We start from the raw sequence: 13,780 nt of genomic DNA, 5'->3' as shown, positions 1-13,780 counted from the left end.
GGACGCGCATGACGGAGTTTCCGACAGACATTTTCTCCGGACGCCGCTTCGCGGTTCTTGGACTCGGACGGAATGGCGCCCCGGCGGCGCGCGCTCTGGCGCGCATGGGTGCCACGGTGCAGGCGTGGGACGACGGCGAAAACGGCCGCGCCGCTCTGGCGGAAACCGAAACCGGGATATCCGGCGAACTCGTTGTGGCGCCGTTCGACACCCTAGCAGGCTTCGACGCTCTGGTGATGTCGCCCGGAATTCCCCATATTTTGCCCAAACCGCACCCGGTCGCGTTGCTGGCGCGGGATGCAGGTGTTCCCATCGTCTCCGACGCGGAGCTGCTTTTTCAGGCCGTGCGCAAGGCTGGCTCAAAAGCGCGCTTCGCTGGCGTCACCGGGACGAACGGAAAATCGACGACAACCGCATTGCTCGCGCATCTTTTGCGTTCCTCCGGCGTTCCTGTCGCCGAAGGCGGGAATCTCGGCCCAGCCGCGCTTTCGCTCCCATTTTTGCCCGATTCCGGCGTGTATGTTCTGGAGATGTCCTCCTACATGTTGGAACGACTTTTGGACTTGCATTTCGACGTAGCGTGCCTGCTAAACCTCAGCCCCGACCACATCGACCGTCACGGCGACATGACCGGGTACGTCAACGCAAAATCGCATATTTTCGACCGCATGGACGCACACGATCTTGCCGTTATCGGCATGAACGACCCGATGCTGGATGGCGTCGCGTCTGACCTGCGCACGCGCGGCGTTCCCGTGCAAACCATTTCGGCCACCGACAAACACGCGGACATTCACGCTGATGACAGTGGGATCGTTGATGAAAGCGGCCTGATCGCCACGCCGGGCTCGTCCCTTCCAGGCGCGCACAATGCCGAAAACGCATGCGCCGCCCTCGCGATGGCGCTTCGTCTCGGTGCGCCTCGCGATGTTCTCGCCAAATCCATTGGAAATTTCGACGGCCTGGCCCACCGGCAGAAACTGATCGCCAACGCCGACGGCGTCGCGTTCGTCGACGACAGCAAGGCGACCAACGCCGACGCCTCCGCCCGCGCGCTTGCGTGCTACGACCGTATCGTGTGGATCGCCGGAGGCATCGCCAAGGCGGGCGGGATCGAAGATCTGGCGCCGTATTTTCCGCGTATTGAGGAGGCTTTTCTGATCGGGCGCGACGCGCCGATGCTGGCGGAAACGCTCGCACGGCATGGCGTGGCGCACAGGCTCGTGGGCGATCTGGAACATGCCGTCCCCGCCGCCTTCGCGGCAGCGAAGGCCACCGGCGCCGAAGTCGTCCTGCTGTCGCCCGCCTGCGCCAGTTTCGATCAATTTTCCGGCTTTGAAGCGCGAGGTTTACATTTCATTGCGCTTTCGCGTGCTTTACTAATGAATCAGGGCAAATCGGGGCTCCCGGAACGATGAGCAGACTTTCACGCATCGACAATTCGTCGATCGGTCGTTGGTGGCGCAGCGTCGATCGCATGACGCTCGCATGCGTCGGAACCCTCATCGGCTTCGGCTACATCCTGATGCTGGCAGCGAGTCCCGCCGTCGCGGTGCGCATCGGCGCCTCGCGCAACATGTTCATTTTCAAGCAAGTCATGTTTCTGGCCATCGCGGGTCTGATCGTCGTCGGCGTGTCGATGCTGTCGCGTAAAGGCGTCATGCGCCTCGCCTTCATCGGATGCGTCGTCGCCATCGGCGCCACCGCCATGACCCTGGTCCACGGTATCGAAATCAAGGGAGCGCGCCGCTGGATCGCACTTCCCATGATGTCGGTGCAGCCTTCGGAATTTCTCAAACCCTGTTTCGCGGTCGTCACGGCGTGGCTTCTCGCCCAGAGACGCGTACGCCGGTATTTCCCGGGAATGCTTCTCGCTTTTGCTGGGTACGGGGTCATTCTCGTCCTGCTGAAGTCGCAGCCTGATATCGGGATGCTCACCGTCATCACCACCGTGTTCATGGCGCAGCTTTTCGTCGATGGCCTCAACATCCTGCTGGTGGGCATCGGCTTTGGCGCGATGGGCGGCGCGGGCGTTGCGGCCTATTTCATTTTCCCGCACGTCCGTTCTCGCGTCGAACGCTTCCTCCACCCCAATGTCGGCGACCATTACCAAATCGACACCGCGCTCCGCGCTTTCGGCAACGGTGGCCTGATGGGGCGCGGCCCCGGCGAAGGCCGCGTCAAGGATCTGCTGCCCGACGCGCATGCCGACTTCGTTTTCGCAGTCGCTGGCGAAGAATACGGCATGCTGATCTGCTTGTTCATCATCGCGGTGTTTGCGACAATCGTTATCAGGACGGTCCTCCGCCTGTTGCGTGAAGACGACCCGTTCCTGATCCTCGCGACATCCGGTCTGGTCACCGGGTTCGGCCTGCAGGCGTTCGTTAACATGGGCTCGACTCTGCATCTCATTCCTACGAAGGGCATGACGCTGCCGTTCATCTCCTACGGCGGCTCGTCCGCCATGTCCGTCGCGCTGACAATCGGCATGATGCTCGCGCTCACGCGCCAACATGTCCGGCAAAGCCGCCTCGGCCGAACACTGGCGACCCCGACCGGCGCTTGGAAGGCGGCGACATGAGCATGCGTGACGAAAACGGTCCGATCGTAATCGCAGCGGGCGGCACCGGCGGGCATTTCTTCCCGGCCGAAGCGTTGGCCGACGCGCTGGTGGCGCGCGGTCGCCGCGTCGTCCTGATGACCGACGCACGCGCCGGGCAACGCACGACGGGCGTCTTCGCCGACGCAGAGCAATTCGTGCTTCCCGGCGCGGGAGTGGCGGGACGCGGGCCGATACGTGCGCTGCGCGGCGGACTGGCTCTCCTTAAAGGCGCATGGGCAGCGCGTGGCGTCATGACTGCGCTGCGTCCCTCCGCTGTCGTCGGCTTCGGAGGCTATCCCTCCGTTCCGCCGCTGCTCGGCGCCCGGCTTCTGGGACGCACGAACCGCCCCGCCATCATCCTGCACGAAGGCAACGCGGTGCTTGGTCGCGCAAACTCCGTGCTGGCGCGCTTCGCTGACGCCGTGGCGACATCCTTCCCGAGCGTCGCCGGATTGCCTTCGCGCGCGACTGCCCACATGACCGGCATGCCCGTCCGCCCCGCCATCGCAGCCCTCGCCGGGGAGGCCTATCGCGCGCCTGACGAGACCATCCGGGTTCTGGTCTGGGGCGGCTCCCTCGGCGCGCGGGTGTTCTCTGACGTCGCACCGTCCGCCCTCGCCGCCCTGCCGCTCTCGCTGCGCGCCCGCCTGCATGTGACGCAGCAGGCGCGGACTGAAGACGCCGAACGCGTTCGCGCCGCCTATGCCGCCGCTGGCATACCTGCGCGCGTGGAGTCGTTTTTCTCCGACGTCCCCGCCCTGCTACGCGACGCACACTTGGTGATCGGACGCGCAGGCGGGTCGTCCGTTGCGGAAATCGCCACCGCCGGACGCCCCTCGATCCTGGTTCCCCTTCCCGTCGCAGCAAGCGACGAGCAGACGGCCAACGCGCGTTCGTTGGAGACGATCGGCGCGGCGCGGCTGATGCCGCAGCCCGTTTTTACAGTGGAATCCCTCGCAGCGGCGTTGCTGCCCCTGCTTGAAAATCCGAACACCCTGACGGCGCAGGCCGCAGCCGCCGCGACGTTGGCCCGACCCGACGCCGCCGAAAGACTGGCCGACCTTGTGGAAGCAAGCTTGCATCAGGCGCCGCCGAGCGCTTATGCCCACCCCCACTCGTCCGGGCCGGACGGCTCTGGCGCGCAAACGCCGCCCCTCGGCTCCCCTGTGTCCGTCACGCTTTCCGGCGACGCAAGTCGCTCGCCCGCCCTGTCCATGGAGTCCCACGTATGAGAGCTCTTCCGCTGTCCATCGGCGTCATCCACTTCGTGGGCATCGGCGGGATCGGAATGTCCGGGATCGCCGAAGTGCTGCACCTGCTGGGCTATAAGGTTCAGGGGTCGGACATGTCGGAGAACGCCAATGTCCGCCGTCTGCGCGCCGCAGGCGTCTCCGTGACCATCGGCCACGACGCCGCCAATCTCGGGCAGGCGCAGGTCGTGGTGATCTCGACCGCCGTGGGCCGTGACAATCCCGAAGTTGTGGCGGCGCGCAGCCGTCTGATACCGGTCGTACGCCGCGCGGAAATGCTGGCCGAGCTGATGCGTCTGCGCTGGTCGGTCGCCATCGGCGGCACGCATGGCAAGACCACGACGACCAGTCTGGTGGCCGCCGTGCTGGAAGCGGCCAAATTGGACCCGACCGTGATCAACGGCGGCATCATCGAGGCTTATGGCACCAACACGCGCATGGGCAAAGGCGAGTGGATGGTGGTCGAGGCCGACGAGAGCGACGGGTCGTTCCTGCGCCTGCCTTCGGTCATTTCGGTCGTCACCAACATGGACCCGGAGCATCTTGACCACTGGGGATCGGCCGAGGCCATGGAGGCCGCGTACGACCAGTTCGTCTCCAACGTGCCGTTCTACGGTTTTGCGGTGCTGTGCATCGACCACCCGGCCGTGCAGCAGATGATCCCGCGCCTGTCCGACCATCGGATCGTCACCTACGGCTTCTCGCCACAGGCCGACGTCCGCGCGGAGAAGCTGATCACCGACAAGCTGGGCGCCACATTCGAGGTCCAGATCACTGACCGCACCCGTCGTCGTTCGCGTCGTGCAGGGCCGTTCCGCCTGCCGATGCTCGGCAGCCACAACGTCCAGAACGCGCTGGCTGCGATCGCCGTCGCCACCGAAATGGACATCGACGACGCCACCATCCGCTCCGGCCTCGCGTCCTTCCGTGGCGTGAAGCGTCGCTTCACCCGCACCGGCGAAACGGCGGGCGTGACGGTGATCGACGATTACGGGCACCACCCCGTCGAGATCGCCGCCGTACTGAAAGCAGCCCGACAGGCTGGCGCGCGCCGTGTCATCGCCGTCGTGCAGCCCCATCGCTACTCCCGCCTCCAGACGCTGTTCGGCGAGTTCTGCACCTGCATGAACGACGCGGATTCGGTAATCGTGGCGGATGTCTACGCTGCGGGAGAGGCTCCCATCGACGGCGTGAACCGCGATTTTCTGGTCGATGGCCTGCGCGAGCGCGGACACCGCTCCGTGGTGCCGCTGACCGACCCCGCGCACCTCGCCGAAATGATCAACGCCATGGCCAAGCCGGGTGATTACGTCGTGTGCCTCGGCGCAGGCTCCATCACCAACTGGGCGCAGGCGCTGCCTTCCGAACTCGCCGCCCTGCAGAGCGGACAGAAAGGCGGTTTCGCCGCATGACGGACGCGCTCGCCCTGCGAAAAGCCCCGACGACCGAAGGCTCCCAAGCCGCCGGAACGCTGGCGCATGCGCTCGGCGACGCGATGCGCGGCGCGCGCGGCAAGGTCTCGTTTGGACAACCGCTCGCCCCCCGCAGCTGGTTTCGTGTCGGCGGCCCCGCTGACTGCCTGTTTCAGCCAGCGGATGGAGACGACCTCGCGTCGGCTCTGTCCCGCCTCTCCCCTGAATTGCCGGTGACGACGCTCGGGGCGTGCTCCAACGTGATTATCCGCGATGGTGGCCTGTCCGGCCTTGTCGTGCGTCTTGGCGGCGCCTTCGCCGCCATCGTCACGGAAGAAGAAGGACTTGTGGTCGGCGGCGCGGCGCTGGATGCAACGGTTGCGGAGACAGCCGCCGCAGCCGGGCTCGCTGGGCTTGAGTTTCTCGCTGGAATCCCGGGCTCGATCGGCGGCGCGGTACGCATGAACGCCGGCGCCTACGGGTCCGACATGGCGACCGTGCTCGACTGGGCGGAGATCGTCACGCGCGACGGCGGCCTTGTCAGGCTGCATGCTGGCGACCTCAGGTTCGGATACCGCCACTCCGCACTGACCGACGGCTCTGTCGTCGTTCGGGCGCGCCTGCGCGCCACGGCGGGCGACCGCGCCGACATCGCAGCCCGCATCGCTGACGTGCGCGCAGCGCGCGAAAGCGCTCAGCCCGTTCGTGCGCGCACCGGCGGCTCGACGTTCCGCAACCCGGACGCAGCGACTTCGCAACTGAAAGCCTGGCAGCTAATCGACGCCGCCGGGTGCCGCGGCCTGACGATCGGCGGCGCGCAAGTCAGTGAAAAACACTGCAACTTTCTGATCAACACGGGCGGCGCGACAGCCGCCGATTTGGAAACGCTGGGAGAAACAGTGCGCAAGCGTGTGATGGAACAGTCCGGCGTGTCTCTGCACTGGGAGATCAAGCGCCTGGGAATTCCATCGACCGAGACAGGAGGCGCAGCATGAGTGCGATGCGACGGGTCACAGTGCTGCTCGGCGGCGCCTCCGCCGAGCGCGAGGTCAGCCTGTCTTCCGGCGGGGAGGTCATCAAGGCGTTGCGGGCCGCCGGACACGAAGTCACGCCGCTCGACCCCGGCCAAGACGTCATGGCGCTGGTCTCCGGGCTTCGCGAGCAACGGCCGGACGTGGTGTTCAACGCCCTGCACGGCCGCTTCGGCGAAGACGGCGCCATTCAGGGCGTGCTTGAATGGATGGGGCTTCCCTATACCCATTCTGGCATTCGCGCCTCCGCCACAGCCATGGACAAGGCGGCCTCTCGCGCGTTGTTCATCGCCGCAGGCTTGCCAATGGCTAACGGCAAAACGGTGACGATCGCTGAGCTTGCGGAGGCGGATCCGCTGCCCGCCCCATACGTCGTCAAACCCCTGGACGAAGGATCTTCGGTCGGCGTTTCCATCGTCCGCGAAGGCTCGAACCGTCGCGCCGAAATCGCAAACGCGTGGCGCTACGGGCCACTCGCGCTGGTGGAGTCCTATATCGCGGGTCGGGAAATCACTGTCGGCGTCCTCGACGACGGTGAGAACGAGCCGCAGGCCCTGACCGTCACGGACATCTTGCCGAACGTCGCAACGGGCCACGATTTCTACGATTACGACGCAAAATATGGAGACGGCGGAAGTCGGCACGTCCTGCCCGCCGTGATCCACCCCGACATTTTCCGGCGCGCCTGCGAAATAGCGATCGCTGCGCACAAGGTTCTGGGTTGTGCCGGCGCGTCACGCTCCGACTTTCGTTACGACGACACCGGCTGCGGTCCCGACGAACCGGGACGCCTTGCCCTGCTGGAAGTGAATACTCAGCCGGGCATGACTCCAACCTCGCTCCTGCCGGAGCAGGCGGCGTTTTGTGGAATTTCCTATGAGGAACTCTGCGATCGTCTGGTGCGAGAGGCCGAGCGTCGCGCCGAAAGAAGCCGCCGTTGAGCCAGCGCCCGGTCTCACCCCAACCAAACGCCGGAAACGGCACGGGCGCGACCGGGCGTCGTTCGACACGCATGGATCGCCCATCGCGCATCGGGCTTCTTTTGCGACGCCGCAAAGGCCTTTTGAAAACTCTTGGGCTGCTGGGCGTTGTCGGCGCGGGCGGCTTCGCATTCCTTTCGTTTCACGGCAACGACGCTCTGTTGACACCGCTGAGGAACAGGCTTGAGGCCGCCATCCCGCTGAAGGTGACGGCGATCCGGGTCGAAGGCCAGAACCTCACAAGCCTCGATTCTATCCGCACGGCTCTCGGCGTTTCCGTCGGCGACTCAATGCTGGGCTTTCATGTGACGGAAGCACGCCAACGCCTTGATGATCTGCCATTCGTCGATCACGCCAGCGTCGAACGGCACCTGTCCGGCCTGATCGTGGTTCGCCTCGTCGAACGCCCGCCATTCGCCGTGTGGCAGAACAAGGGACGTTTCGTATTGATCGACCGGAACGGCGAACCTGTTCCCGACAAGGGCATGACCGGCAAGGACGCCCAGGCGTTCATGAAACTCCCTCTGGTAGTGGGCGAAGGTGCTGCGCACAGCGCGGCGGAACTGCTCGACGCCCTCGCGAAAGCGCCAGACGTCAGCGCACGCATGACGGCTGCGACTCTGGTTGGCGAACGCCGCTGGTCGATCAGCCTGCGCGACGGTACGGTGGTGCAACTGCCTGAAGCTGAGGAAGAGGCTGCGCTCAACCGCCTCGAACGCCTGCAGAAACAGTTCGGACTGCTTGACCGCCCGGTTGAGGTCATTGACATGCGCTTGCCTGATCGACTGACCATCCGCGAGCGTCAGGCTCCGCCAACGCCCGACAGCACGCCGGGCGCAGCGCCTGCCGATGGTCATGGCGATGCCGCCGCGCCGCATTCCGGACAACAACCCGGCGCAGAAAACGGGACGACCGGTGGAAGCAACGAACGCAGCGGACGCGCGAACACAACGGAAGAAGGGCTGCCGGCATGAACGACCTCGTCGAGACTCCCTCAACATCAGGCGCTCTGGCGCTCGTCGGCAAAGGTCCGGAACGTCGCCGCCCGACGGGACGCGGAGAGAGCGACGATTCTTCGCGCCCGCTTGGCCTGCCGCCTTCCGAAAGCCGTCCTCAGGCGCGCGCATGGCGTCGTGAGGTGGTTGGCGTCCTCGATATCGGCTCGACCAAAATCACCTGCCTGATCGGCAAAGGCGAGCCCGACGGAACGTTGCGGGTGCTGGGATGCGGTTGGCTACGGTCGAACGGCGTCAAGAACGGCGCCGTTGTCGATCTCCGAGCGGCCGAAGCGATCATCCGGCACGTCGTCGGCAACGCCGAACGCGAATTTGGCCGCTCTCTCGACAAGGTCGTCGTCAACCTGTCCAGCGGACAACCGGAAAGCCGGTTGTTCAACGTGCACTGGCCCGTGGGTGGGCGCGAAATCACCGACGCCGACATCCGGCGAATCGTTACCGAAGGGCGGATGAAAGCGCAGTCCGAAGGACGCGCGGTCATTCACACCTTGCCTCTGGATTTCGCGGTGGACGAGACCGACGGCGTGACCGATCCGCGCGGCCATCTGTGCGACCAACTGCGCGCGCGGCTCCACGTCATCGATTCGGCTTCCACCGCGCTGCGCACACTGGACTCCCTGCTCGGCCGCGCCGAGCTGAAACTCGACGCGCTCGTCTCCGCGCCGCTCGCATCCGGCCTCGCCGTCACGGACGCCGACCAGAGAATGATCGGCACCACGGTCGTCGACATGGGCGGCGGCACCACGTCTCTTGCAGTCTTTGCGGAAGGACAACTGGTCCACACCGCACAGATCGGCGTCGGCGGGGAGCACGTGACACGCGATATAGCGCGCGGACTTGGCACGTCGTCCGATAACGCCGAGCGGCTGAAAACCATGCATGGTCACGCAGACCTGTCGGGGGACAGCGACGACGGCGTGTCTATCCGCATTGAACGTGCAGGCGTCGATGCGCCGAGTTTCGAACTGATGCCGCGCGCCGCGCTGGGCGACATCATCCGCCCACGAATCGAGGAAACCTTCGAACTGGTCCGCGACCGTCTCGACGGCGCTGGTCTCGGTCGACTCGCGGGGGGCCGCGTGGTGCTGACGGGTGGAGCGTCGTTGCTGGACGGCGTCGGTTCGGTTGCGGCGCGCGTGCTCAACCGGCCCGTGCGGCTCGGCAAGCCGATGAACGTCGTCGGACTGCCCGCGGAATGCGCCGCGGCGACCTTCGCCACGACCGCAGGCCTCCTCGCCTGGGCGGCCTCGGTCGAGCGCCCATTCGGAGACATCGAGTTTACAGACGAGCGTCCGGCAGGATTTATGAACCGTCTGGTATCGTTTATCCGCGATCGTGTCTGATATGTTCGCCTAGACACGCATTTTTTCGATTCACAGGCCGATTCGCGGGGTGTACCGTGACGGTCACGACGCCGCATCATCGTCCAAGGAAGCGTAAATGACCCTGAACCTGACCGTGCCGCCCCAGTCTCACTCCGACTTTACACCGAAGATTACGGTTATCGGCGTGGGTGGCGGCGGAACGAACGCCGTGGACAACATGATCCTCGCCGATCTCAAGGGCGTGGAGTTTGTCGTCGCCAACACCGACGCGCAGCAATTGATGCATTCGCGCGCGGATCGTCGCATTCAACTTGGCCCGCACCTGACTCAGGGACTCGGCGCTGGCGCGAAGCCGGAAATCGGCCGCGCCGCAGCCGAGGAAGCTGGCGATGAACTCGCCCGCCACCTCGACGGCTCGCACATGGTGTTCGTGACGGCGGGCATGGGCGGCGGTACAGGCACAGGCGCTGCGCCGATCGTGGCGCGCATGGCGCGCGAACGCGGCATCCTGACGGTAGGTGTGGTGACGAAGCCGTTCAGCTTCGAGGGACCGCGTCGCGCCAAGGCGGCGGACGAAGGAATCGCTGAGCTTCAACAGTATGTCGATACGCTGATCGTCATCCCCAACCAGAACCTTTTCCGTCTGGCCAATGAACGCACGACCTACAAGGACGCGTTCAAGATGGCCGACAACGTTCTTTACATGGGCGTGCGCGGCGTCACGGACCTGATGATGGCCCCGGGCCTCGTCAACCTCGATTTCGCCGACATCCGCACCGTCATGGCCGAGATGGGCAAGGCAATGATGGGCACGGGCGAGGCCGAGGGCGACGACCGCGCTCGTCTCGCAGCCGAAGCCGCGATCTCGAACCCACTTCTCGAAGACACGTCGATGGGCGGCGCGCGCGGCCTGCTGATCAACATCACGGGCGGCGAAGACATGACGCTGTTCGAAGTCGATCAGGCCGCCAACCGCATCCGCGAAGAAGTCGCGGAAGACGCGAACATCATCTTCGGTTCCGCTGTCGATGAATCGCTGAATGGCAAGATCCGCGTTTCGGTCGTCGCTACGGGCATCGACATCCCGACGCAGCGTCCACGTCTGGCGGTTGATAACGTCGCCGCCGAGCAGCCTCCCGTCGCCGCGACCGGCACGGACGGCGCCTACGTTACACAGGCCGCCCCCACGGCTCCGGGTTTCGCGCATGGCGTGAACACGGCGCAGCAACCCGTCGGCCGCGCGGCGACGCCGGCTTCCGGCGCTCATGCTTCACCCATGACCGGCGAGGCTGCTCCGTTCGTGGCGCCGACCTACCCGTCAGCGCCGCGCCCGACGCCGAACTTCAATATGGAGGCCCCGGCCCGACCGGCGTCACCGCGTGCAGGCCTGTTCACCGACGCGACGCGCAGCCCGGCCCCGCAAGCCCGCGCGCCTGAGCCTCAGCAGGGCCGCAGCCTGTTCGGCATGGTCACTGGCGCTCTTCGTCGTCAGGCCGAACCCCGCGCCGACTCCGCGTCCGAGAGCGCAGCGCCTCAGATCAACCCGGCGCCGCACGCTCAGGTCGCTCCGACCGTGCGTCCTGCCCAGCCCGACGACACGGGACTGGATATCCCTGCCTTCATGCGCCGTCCTTCCTAAAAGCAGGCAAACATCGCCCCTGCGCAATGGCGTTCGGGGCGCGCTTCACCGAGCACCCATGACGGGGCCGTCGATATGTCGTCGGCCCCGTTTTGTTTCGCCTCTCGCGGCTCCCTCTTCACGCGCGAAAAATTATTCAAACAAAAACAGAAACTTAGATCGTAATATGCCGCAATAATCCTTGAATGGAACCAACGCAGGCAAAACTCTATTTTTGTTTCAAAGACTGCCCGAACATCTGGATAAATCCGGACGCGCTAGAGAGAAAAAATGGACAGCTTCAATCTAGAAGCCGATCTCGTGGCCGGGATCGCAGACGATGACAGATCGTTGCACAATACCGACAAGACGATAGTTGGCCTGTTGCCCGCGTCATTCACACGCAGCGGCGCTGAGCGCGCATCTATGCAGCAGACCTTGCAAAAGAGCATTTCCTGCACCGGCATCGGTCTTCATACTGGCCGTAATATCTCCCTGCGTCTGGAACCCGCCGAGGCCGGGTCCGGCATCGTCTTTCATCGCAGTGACCTCGACGCGTCTCCCGTTCCTGCGCGTTACGACGCAGTGATCGACACGCGCCTCAGCACCGTCATCGGCACGGCTGAGCAACCGGGTAATCGCATCGCTACAATCGAGCATCTGATGGCCGCGCTCCATGGGTGCGGCATCGACAACGCATCCATATTCGTCGACGGACCGGAAATTCCGGTGCTCGACGGGTCCTCCGCCGACTTCGTGTTTCTGATCGATTGCGCTGGCGTCCGCGCTCAGGAAACTCCCCGGCGCGAGATCGAAATCCTGAAGACCGTGCGCGTCGACGAGGGCGACGCCTTCGCCCAACTCTCGCCGGACGCGCCACAACGCCTCTCGCTCGCGATGAGCATAGATTTCCCTGCCCGCGCGATCGGACGGCAGGCGCTGTCCCTCGCTCTTGATCAGTCCGGATTTCGGCGTGAACTGGCCTTCTCACGGACATTCACCAACCGTCAGGAAATAGAAGCTCTCCACGCGGTTGGCCTCGCTCGCGGCGGTTCCCTGAGCAACGCGATTGTCGTCGAAAACGAAGCGATCCTGAACCCGACAGGTCTCCGCGCGCCTGACGAATTCGTTCGTCACAAGATGCTGGACGCCGTTGGCGATCTCTACCTCGCCGGAGCACGGCTGCACGGACGGTTCACTGGACACAAATCCGGGCATGGCCTCAATAACCGCCTGCTGCGCGCGCTCTTCGCCGATCCACTGGCCTGGCGCTGGGCCGGTTCGGGCCCGACCTACCGCCAGCCAGCACCGCGTCGCGCCGCTGCCTGAAGGCCAGCGGCCGAAAATTCCTCAGCTTCGGAAAGCGTTGCCCGCAGGCGCTCTCTCCGCCATCGCGGGATCCCGACGCCTATGCGCGTCGACAATCCGTGTTATAAGCGCAGCCGCAAATTGAGTTTTCCTGAGTGAGCAGATACGTGGCAAAACCGTCCTCGCGCATACCCAATAAAATGTCGACGAGGCTGGCCGGAGTCACCGCCTATGGCGGTTTGTCGTTGCTCCTCACAGGCTGCTCGCTGTTCAAGAACGAACAGCAGAAGCCGCCGGAACTCGCGGCGCCCGACACCATGTACAACAACGGCGTGGACGCCCTTCGCACGCATCGTTATGGCCTCGCCGCCGCTGAATTCGAGGCGTTGCAGCAGAACTACCCCTACTCCGGTTACACGGCGAACTCCCAGTTGATGGAGGGTTACGCCTACTACCTGCAGGACAAGTATCCCGAAGCCGCGCAGCAGCTCGACCGCTTCATCGAATTGCACCCGACATCGGCCGATTCCGCCTATGCGTTCTACCTGCTCGCCCTGTGTTATTATGAGCAGATCGCCGACGTGAAGCGCGATCAGCAACTGACGCTGGAAGCCATGGGCCGCCTCGAAGACGTCATCGCCCGCTTCCCTCAGTCAAAATACGCGCGCGACGCACAGCTCAAGATCGATCTCTGCCGCGATCACCTCGCCGGTAAGGAAATGCTCGTCGGGCGGTATTATCAGCAGCAGCACAACTACGAAGGCGCTGTGAACCGCTACCAGCACGTCGTGCAGGATTACCAGACCACGAACCACGTAGCCGAAGCACTCGAGCGGCTGGTCGAGGTCTATCTCCGGCTCGGCCTTACCGATCAGGCGCGCCAGACCGGAGCTGTGTTGGCCTACAACTACCCGGGCAGCAAGTGGTATCGATACGCCTACAGCAACCTGAAGAGATATCGCCTGCTTGGCCCCAATATCCCGACGCCGGGGACGACGGTCGGCGCTCAACCGAACACGAAAGCGGGCTCCACGGAGACTCCCGCCCAGTCAGCCGCGCGCGGCGTCGGTCGTGCGGACGCGCCGCCGTCCCTGTCCACCGCGCCGGTCGGTGGCGTTTCGGCCCAGACTCTTCCCTCCGCCGACGGCATGACGCCCACCGGAACCGTGACGCCGCGCCGGCCGACCATTACGCGCGCGACAGTGCCGGGTACGTCCGCCCAATAACAGCGGCGGCGG

The 13,780-nt window shown here is 64.8% G+C and carries 11 protein-coding genes; all 11 read left to right on the top strand.

Annotation, left to right across the window (positions count from 1 at the left end; genetic code table 11):
- Nucleotides 1-8 precede the first annotated feature (8 nt).
- The 11 genes from murD to HK28_RS00810 all read left to right on the top strand — a co-directional run bounded on the left by murD (nucleotide 9) and on the right by HK28_RS00810 (nucleotide 13,768).
- Nucleotides 9-1,418: a UDP-N-acetylmuramoyl-L-alanine--D-glutamate ligase gene (gene murD, locus HK28_RS00860; RefSeq protein ID WP_086642718.1), complete on the top strand. Its 1,410-nt coding sequence runs from the start codon at nucleotides 9-11 to the stop codon at nucleotides 1,416-1,418.
- Nucleotides 1,415-2,581 carry an FtsW/RodA/SpoVE family cell cycle protein gene (locus tag HK28_RS00855; protein WP_026397744.1) on the top strand — a complete coding sequence of 389 codons (1,167 nt, stop codon included), beginning with the start codon at nucleotides 1,415-1,417 and terminating at the stop codon, nucleotides 2,579-2,581. Before murD ends, HK28_RS00855 begins: the two co-directional genes overlap by 4 nt.
- A complete protein-coding gene (murG, locus tag HK28_RS00850) occupies nucleotides 2,578-3,834 on the top strand; it encodes an undecaprenyldiphospho-muramoylpentapeptide beta-N-acetylglucosaminyltransferase (RefSeq protein WP_086642810.1) in 1,257 nt (418 codons plus the stop codon). Before HK28_RS00855 ends, murG begins: the two co-directional genes overlap by 4 nt.
- Nucleotides 3,831-5,264, top strand: a complete 1,434-nt coding sequence (gene murC / locus HK28_RS00845) for a UDP-N-acetylmuramate--L-alanine ligase (protein ID WP_086642717.1) — start codon at nucleotides 3,831-3,833, stop codon at nucleotides 5,262-5,264. Before murG ends, murC begins: the two co-directional genes overlap by 4 nt.
- Nucleotides 5,265-5,347: 83 nt before the next feature.
- The gene (murB, locus tag HK28_RS00840) at nucleotides 5,348-6,259 is read left to right on the top strand and encodes a UDP-N-acetylmuramate dehydrogenase (RefSeq protein WP_198945751.1); all 912 of its coding nucleotides are present in this window, start codon (nucleotides 5,348-5,350) and stop codon (nucleotides 6,257-6,259) included.
- Nucleotides 6,256-7,236 (top strand): D-alanine--D-alanine ligase, encoded by a 981-nt coding sequence (locus HK28_RS00835; protein WP_086642715.1) that lies wholly within the window; start codon nucleotides 6,256-6,258, stop codon nucleotides 7,234-7,236. The genes murB and HK28_RS00835 overlap by 4 nt, the downstream gene beginning before the upstream one ends.
- Nucleotides 7,233-8,249, top strand: a complete 1,017-nt coding sequence (locus tag HK28_RS00830) for a cell division protein FtsQ/DivIB (protein ID WP_143217269.1) — start codon at nucleotides 7,233-7,235, stop codon at nucleotides 8,247-8,249. The genes HK28_RS00835 and HK28_RS00830 overlap by 4 nt, the downstream gene beginning before the upstream one ends.
- Nucleotides 8,246-9,634 (top strand): cell division protein FtsA, encoded by a 1,389-nt coding sequence (gene ftsA, locus HK28_RS00825; RefSeq protein WP_086642713.1) that lies wholly within the window; start codon nucleotides 8,246-8,248, stop codon nucleotides 9,632-9,634. The genes HK28_RS00830 and ftsA overlap by 4 nt, the downstream gene beginning before the upstream one ends.
- A gap of 97 nt (nucleotides 9,635-9,731) precedes the next feature.
- Nucleotides 9,732-11,255: a cell division protein FtsZ gene (gene ftsZ / locus HK28_RS00820; protein WP_086642712.1), complete on the top strand. Its 1,524-nt coding sequence runs from the start codon at nucleotides 9,732-9,734 to the stop codon at nucleotides 11,253-11,255.
- Between the two features lie 405 nt (nucleotides 11,256-11,660).
- On the top strand, nucleotides 11,661-12,563 hold the full coding sequence (gene lpxC / locus HK28_RS00815; protein ID WP_369823571.1) for a UDP-3-O-acyl-N-acetylglucosamine deacetylase: 903 nt from the start codon (nucleotides 11,661-11,663) through the stop codon (nucleotides 12,561-12,563).
- Nucleotides 12,564-12,742: 179 nt separating this feature from the next.
- On the top strand, nucleotides 12,743-13,768 hold the full coding sequence (locus tag HK28_RS00810) for an outer membrane protein assembly factor BamD (protein WP_086642710.1): 1,026 nt from the start codon (nucleotides 12,743-12,745) through the stop codon (nucleotides 13,766-13,768).
- Nucleotides 13,769-13,780 lie beyond the last annotated feature (12 nt).

Origin of the sequence: Acetobacter sp. DsW_063, assembly GCF_002153745.1 — a bacterium.
Lineage (GTDB): Bacteria > Pseudomonadota > Alphaproteobacteria > Acetobacterales > Acetobacteraceae > Acetobacter.
The sequence above is the reverse complement of the archived record's forward strand: the minus strand, read 5'-3'. Positions and strand labels throughout refer to the sequence as shown.

Excerpts from the sequence above, each read along its gene's own strand:
- murD (WP_086642718.1), top strand. The coding sequence starts at position 9 with ATGACGGAGTTTCCGACAGACATTTTCTCCGGACGCCGCTTCGCGGTT.
- HK28_RS00855 (WP_026397744.1), top strand. The coding sequence starts at position 1,415 with ATGAGCAGACTTTCACGCATCGACAATTCGTCGATCGGTCGTTGGTGG.
- murG (WP_086642810.1), top strand. The coding sequence starts at position 2,578 with ATGAGCATGCGTGACGAAAACGGTCCGATCGTAATCGCAGCGGGCGGC.
- murC (WP_086642717.1), top strand. The coding sequence starts at position 3,831 with ATGAGAGCTCTTCCGCTGTCCATCGGCGTCATCCACTTCGTGGGCATC.
- murB (WP_198945751.1), top strand. The coding sequence starts at position 5,348 with ATGCGCGGCGCGCGCGGCAAGGTCTCGTTTGGACAACCGCTCGCCCCC.
- HK28_RS00835 (WP_086642715.1), top strand. The coding sequence starts at position 6,256 with ATGAGTGCGATGCGACGGGTCACAGTGCTGCTCGGCGGCGCCTCCGCC.
- ftsA (WP_086642713.1), top strand. The coding sequence starts at position 8,246 with ATGAACGACCTCGTCGAGACTCCCTCAACATCAGGCGCTCTGGCGCTC.
- ftsZ (WP_086642712.1), top strand. The coding sequence starts at position 9,732 with ATGACCCTGAACCTGACCGTGCCGCCCCAGTCTCACTCCGACTTTACA.
- lpxC (WP_369823571.1), top strand. The coding sequence starts at position 11,661 with ATGCAGCAGACCTTGCAAAAGAGCATTTCCTGCACCGGCATCGGTCTT.
- HK28_RS00810 (WP_086642710.1), top strand. The coding sequence starts at position 12,743 with ATGTCGACGAGGCTGGCCGGAGTCACCGCCTATGGCGGTTTGTCGTTG.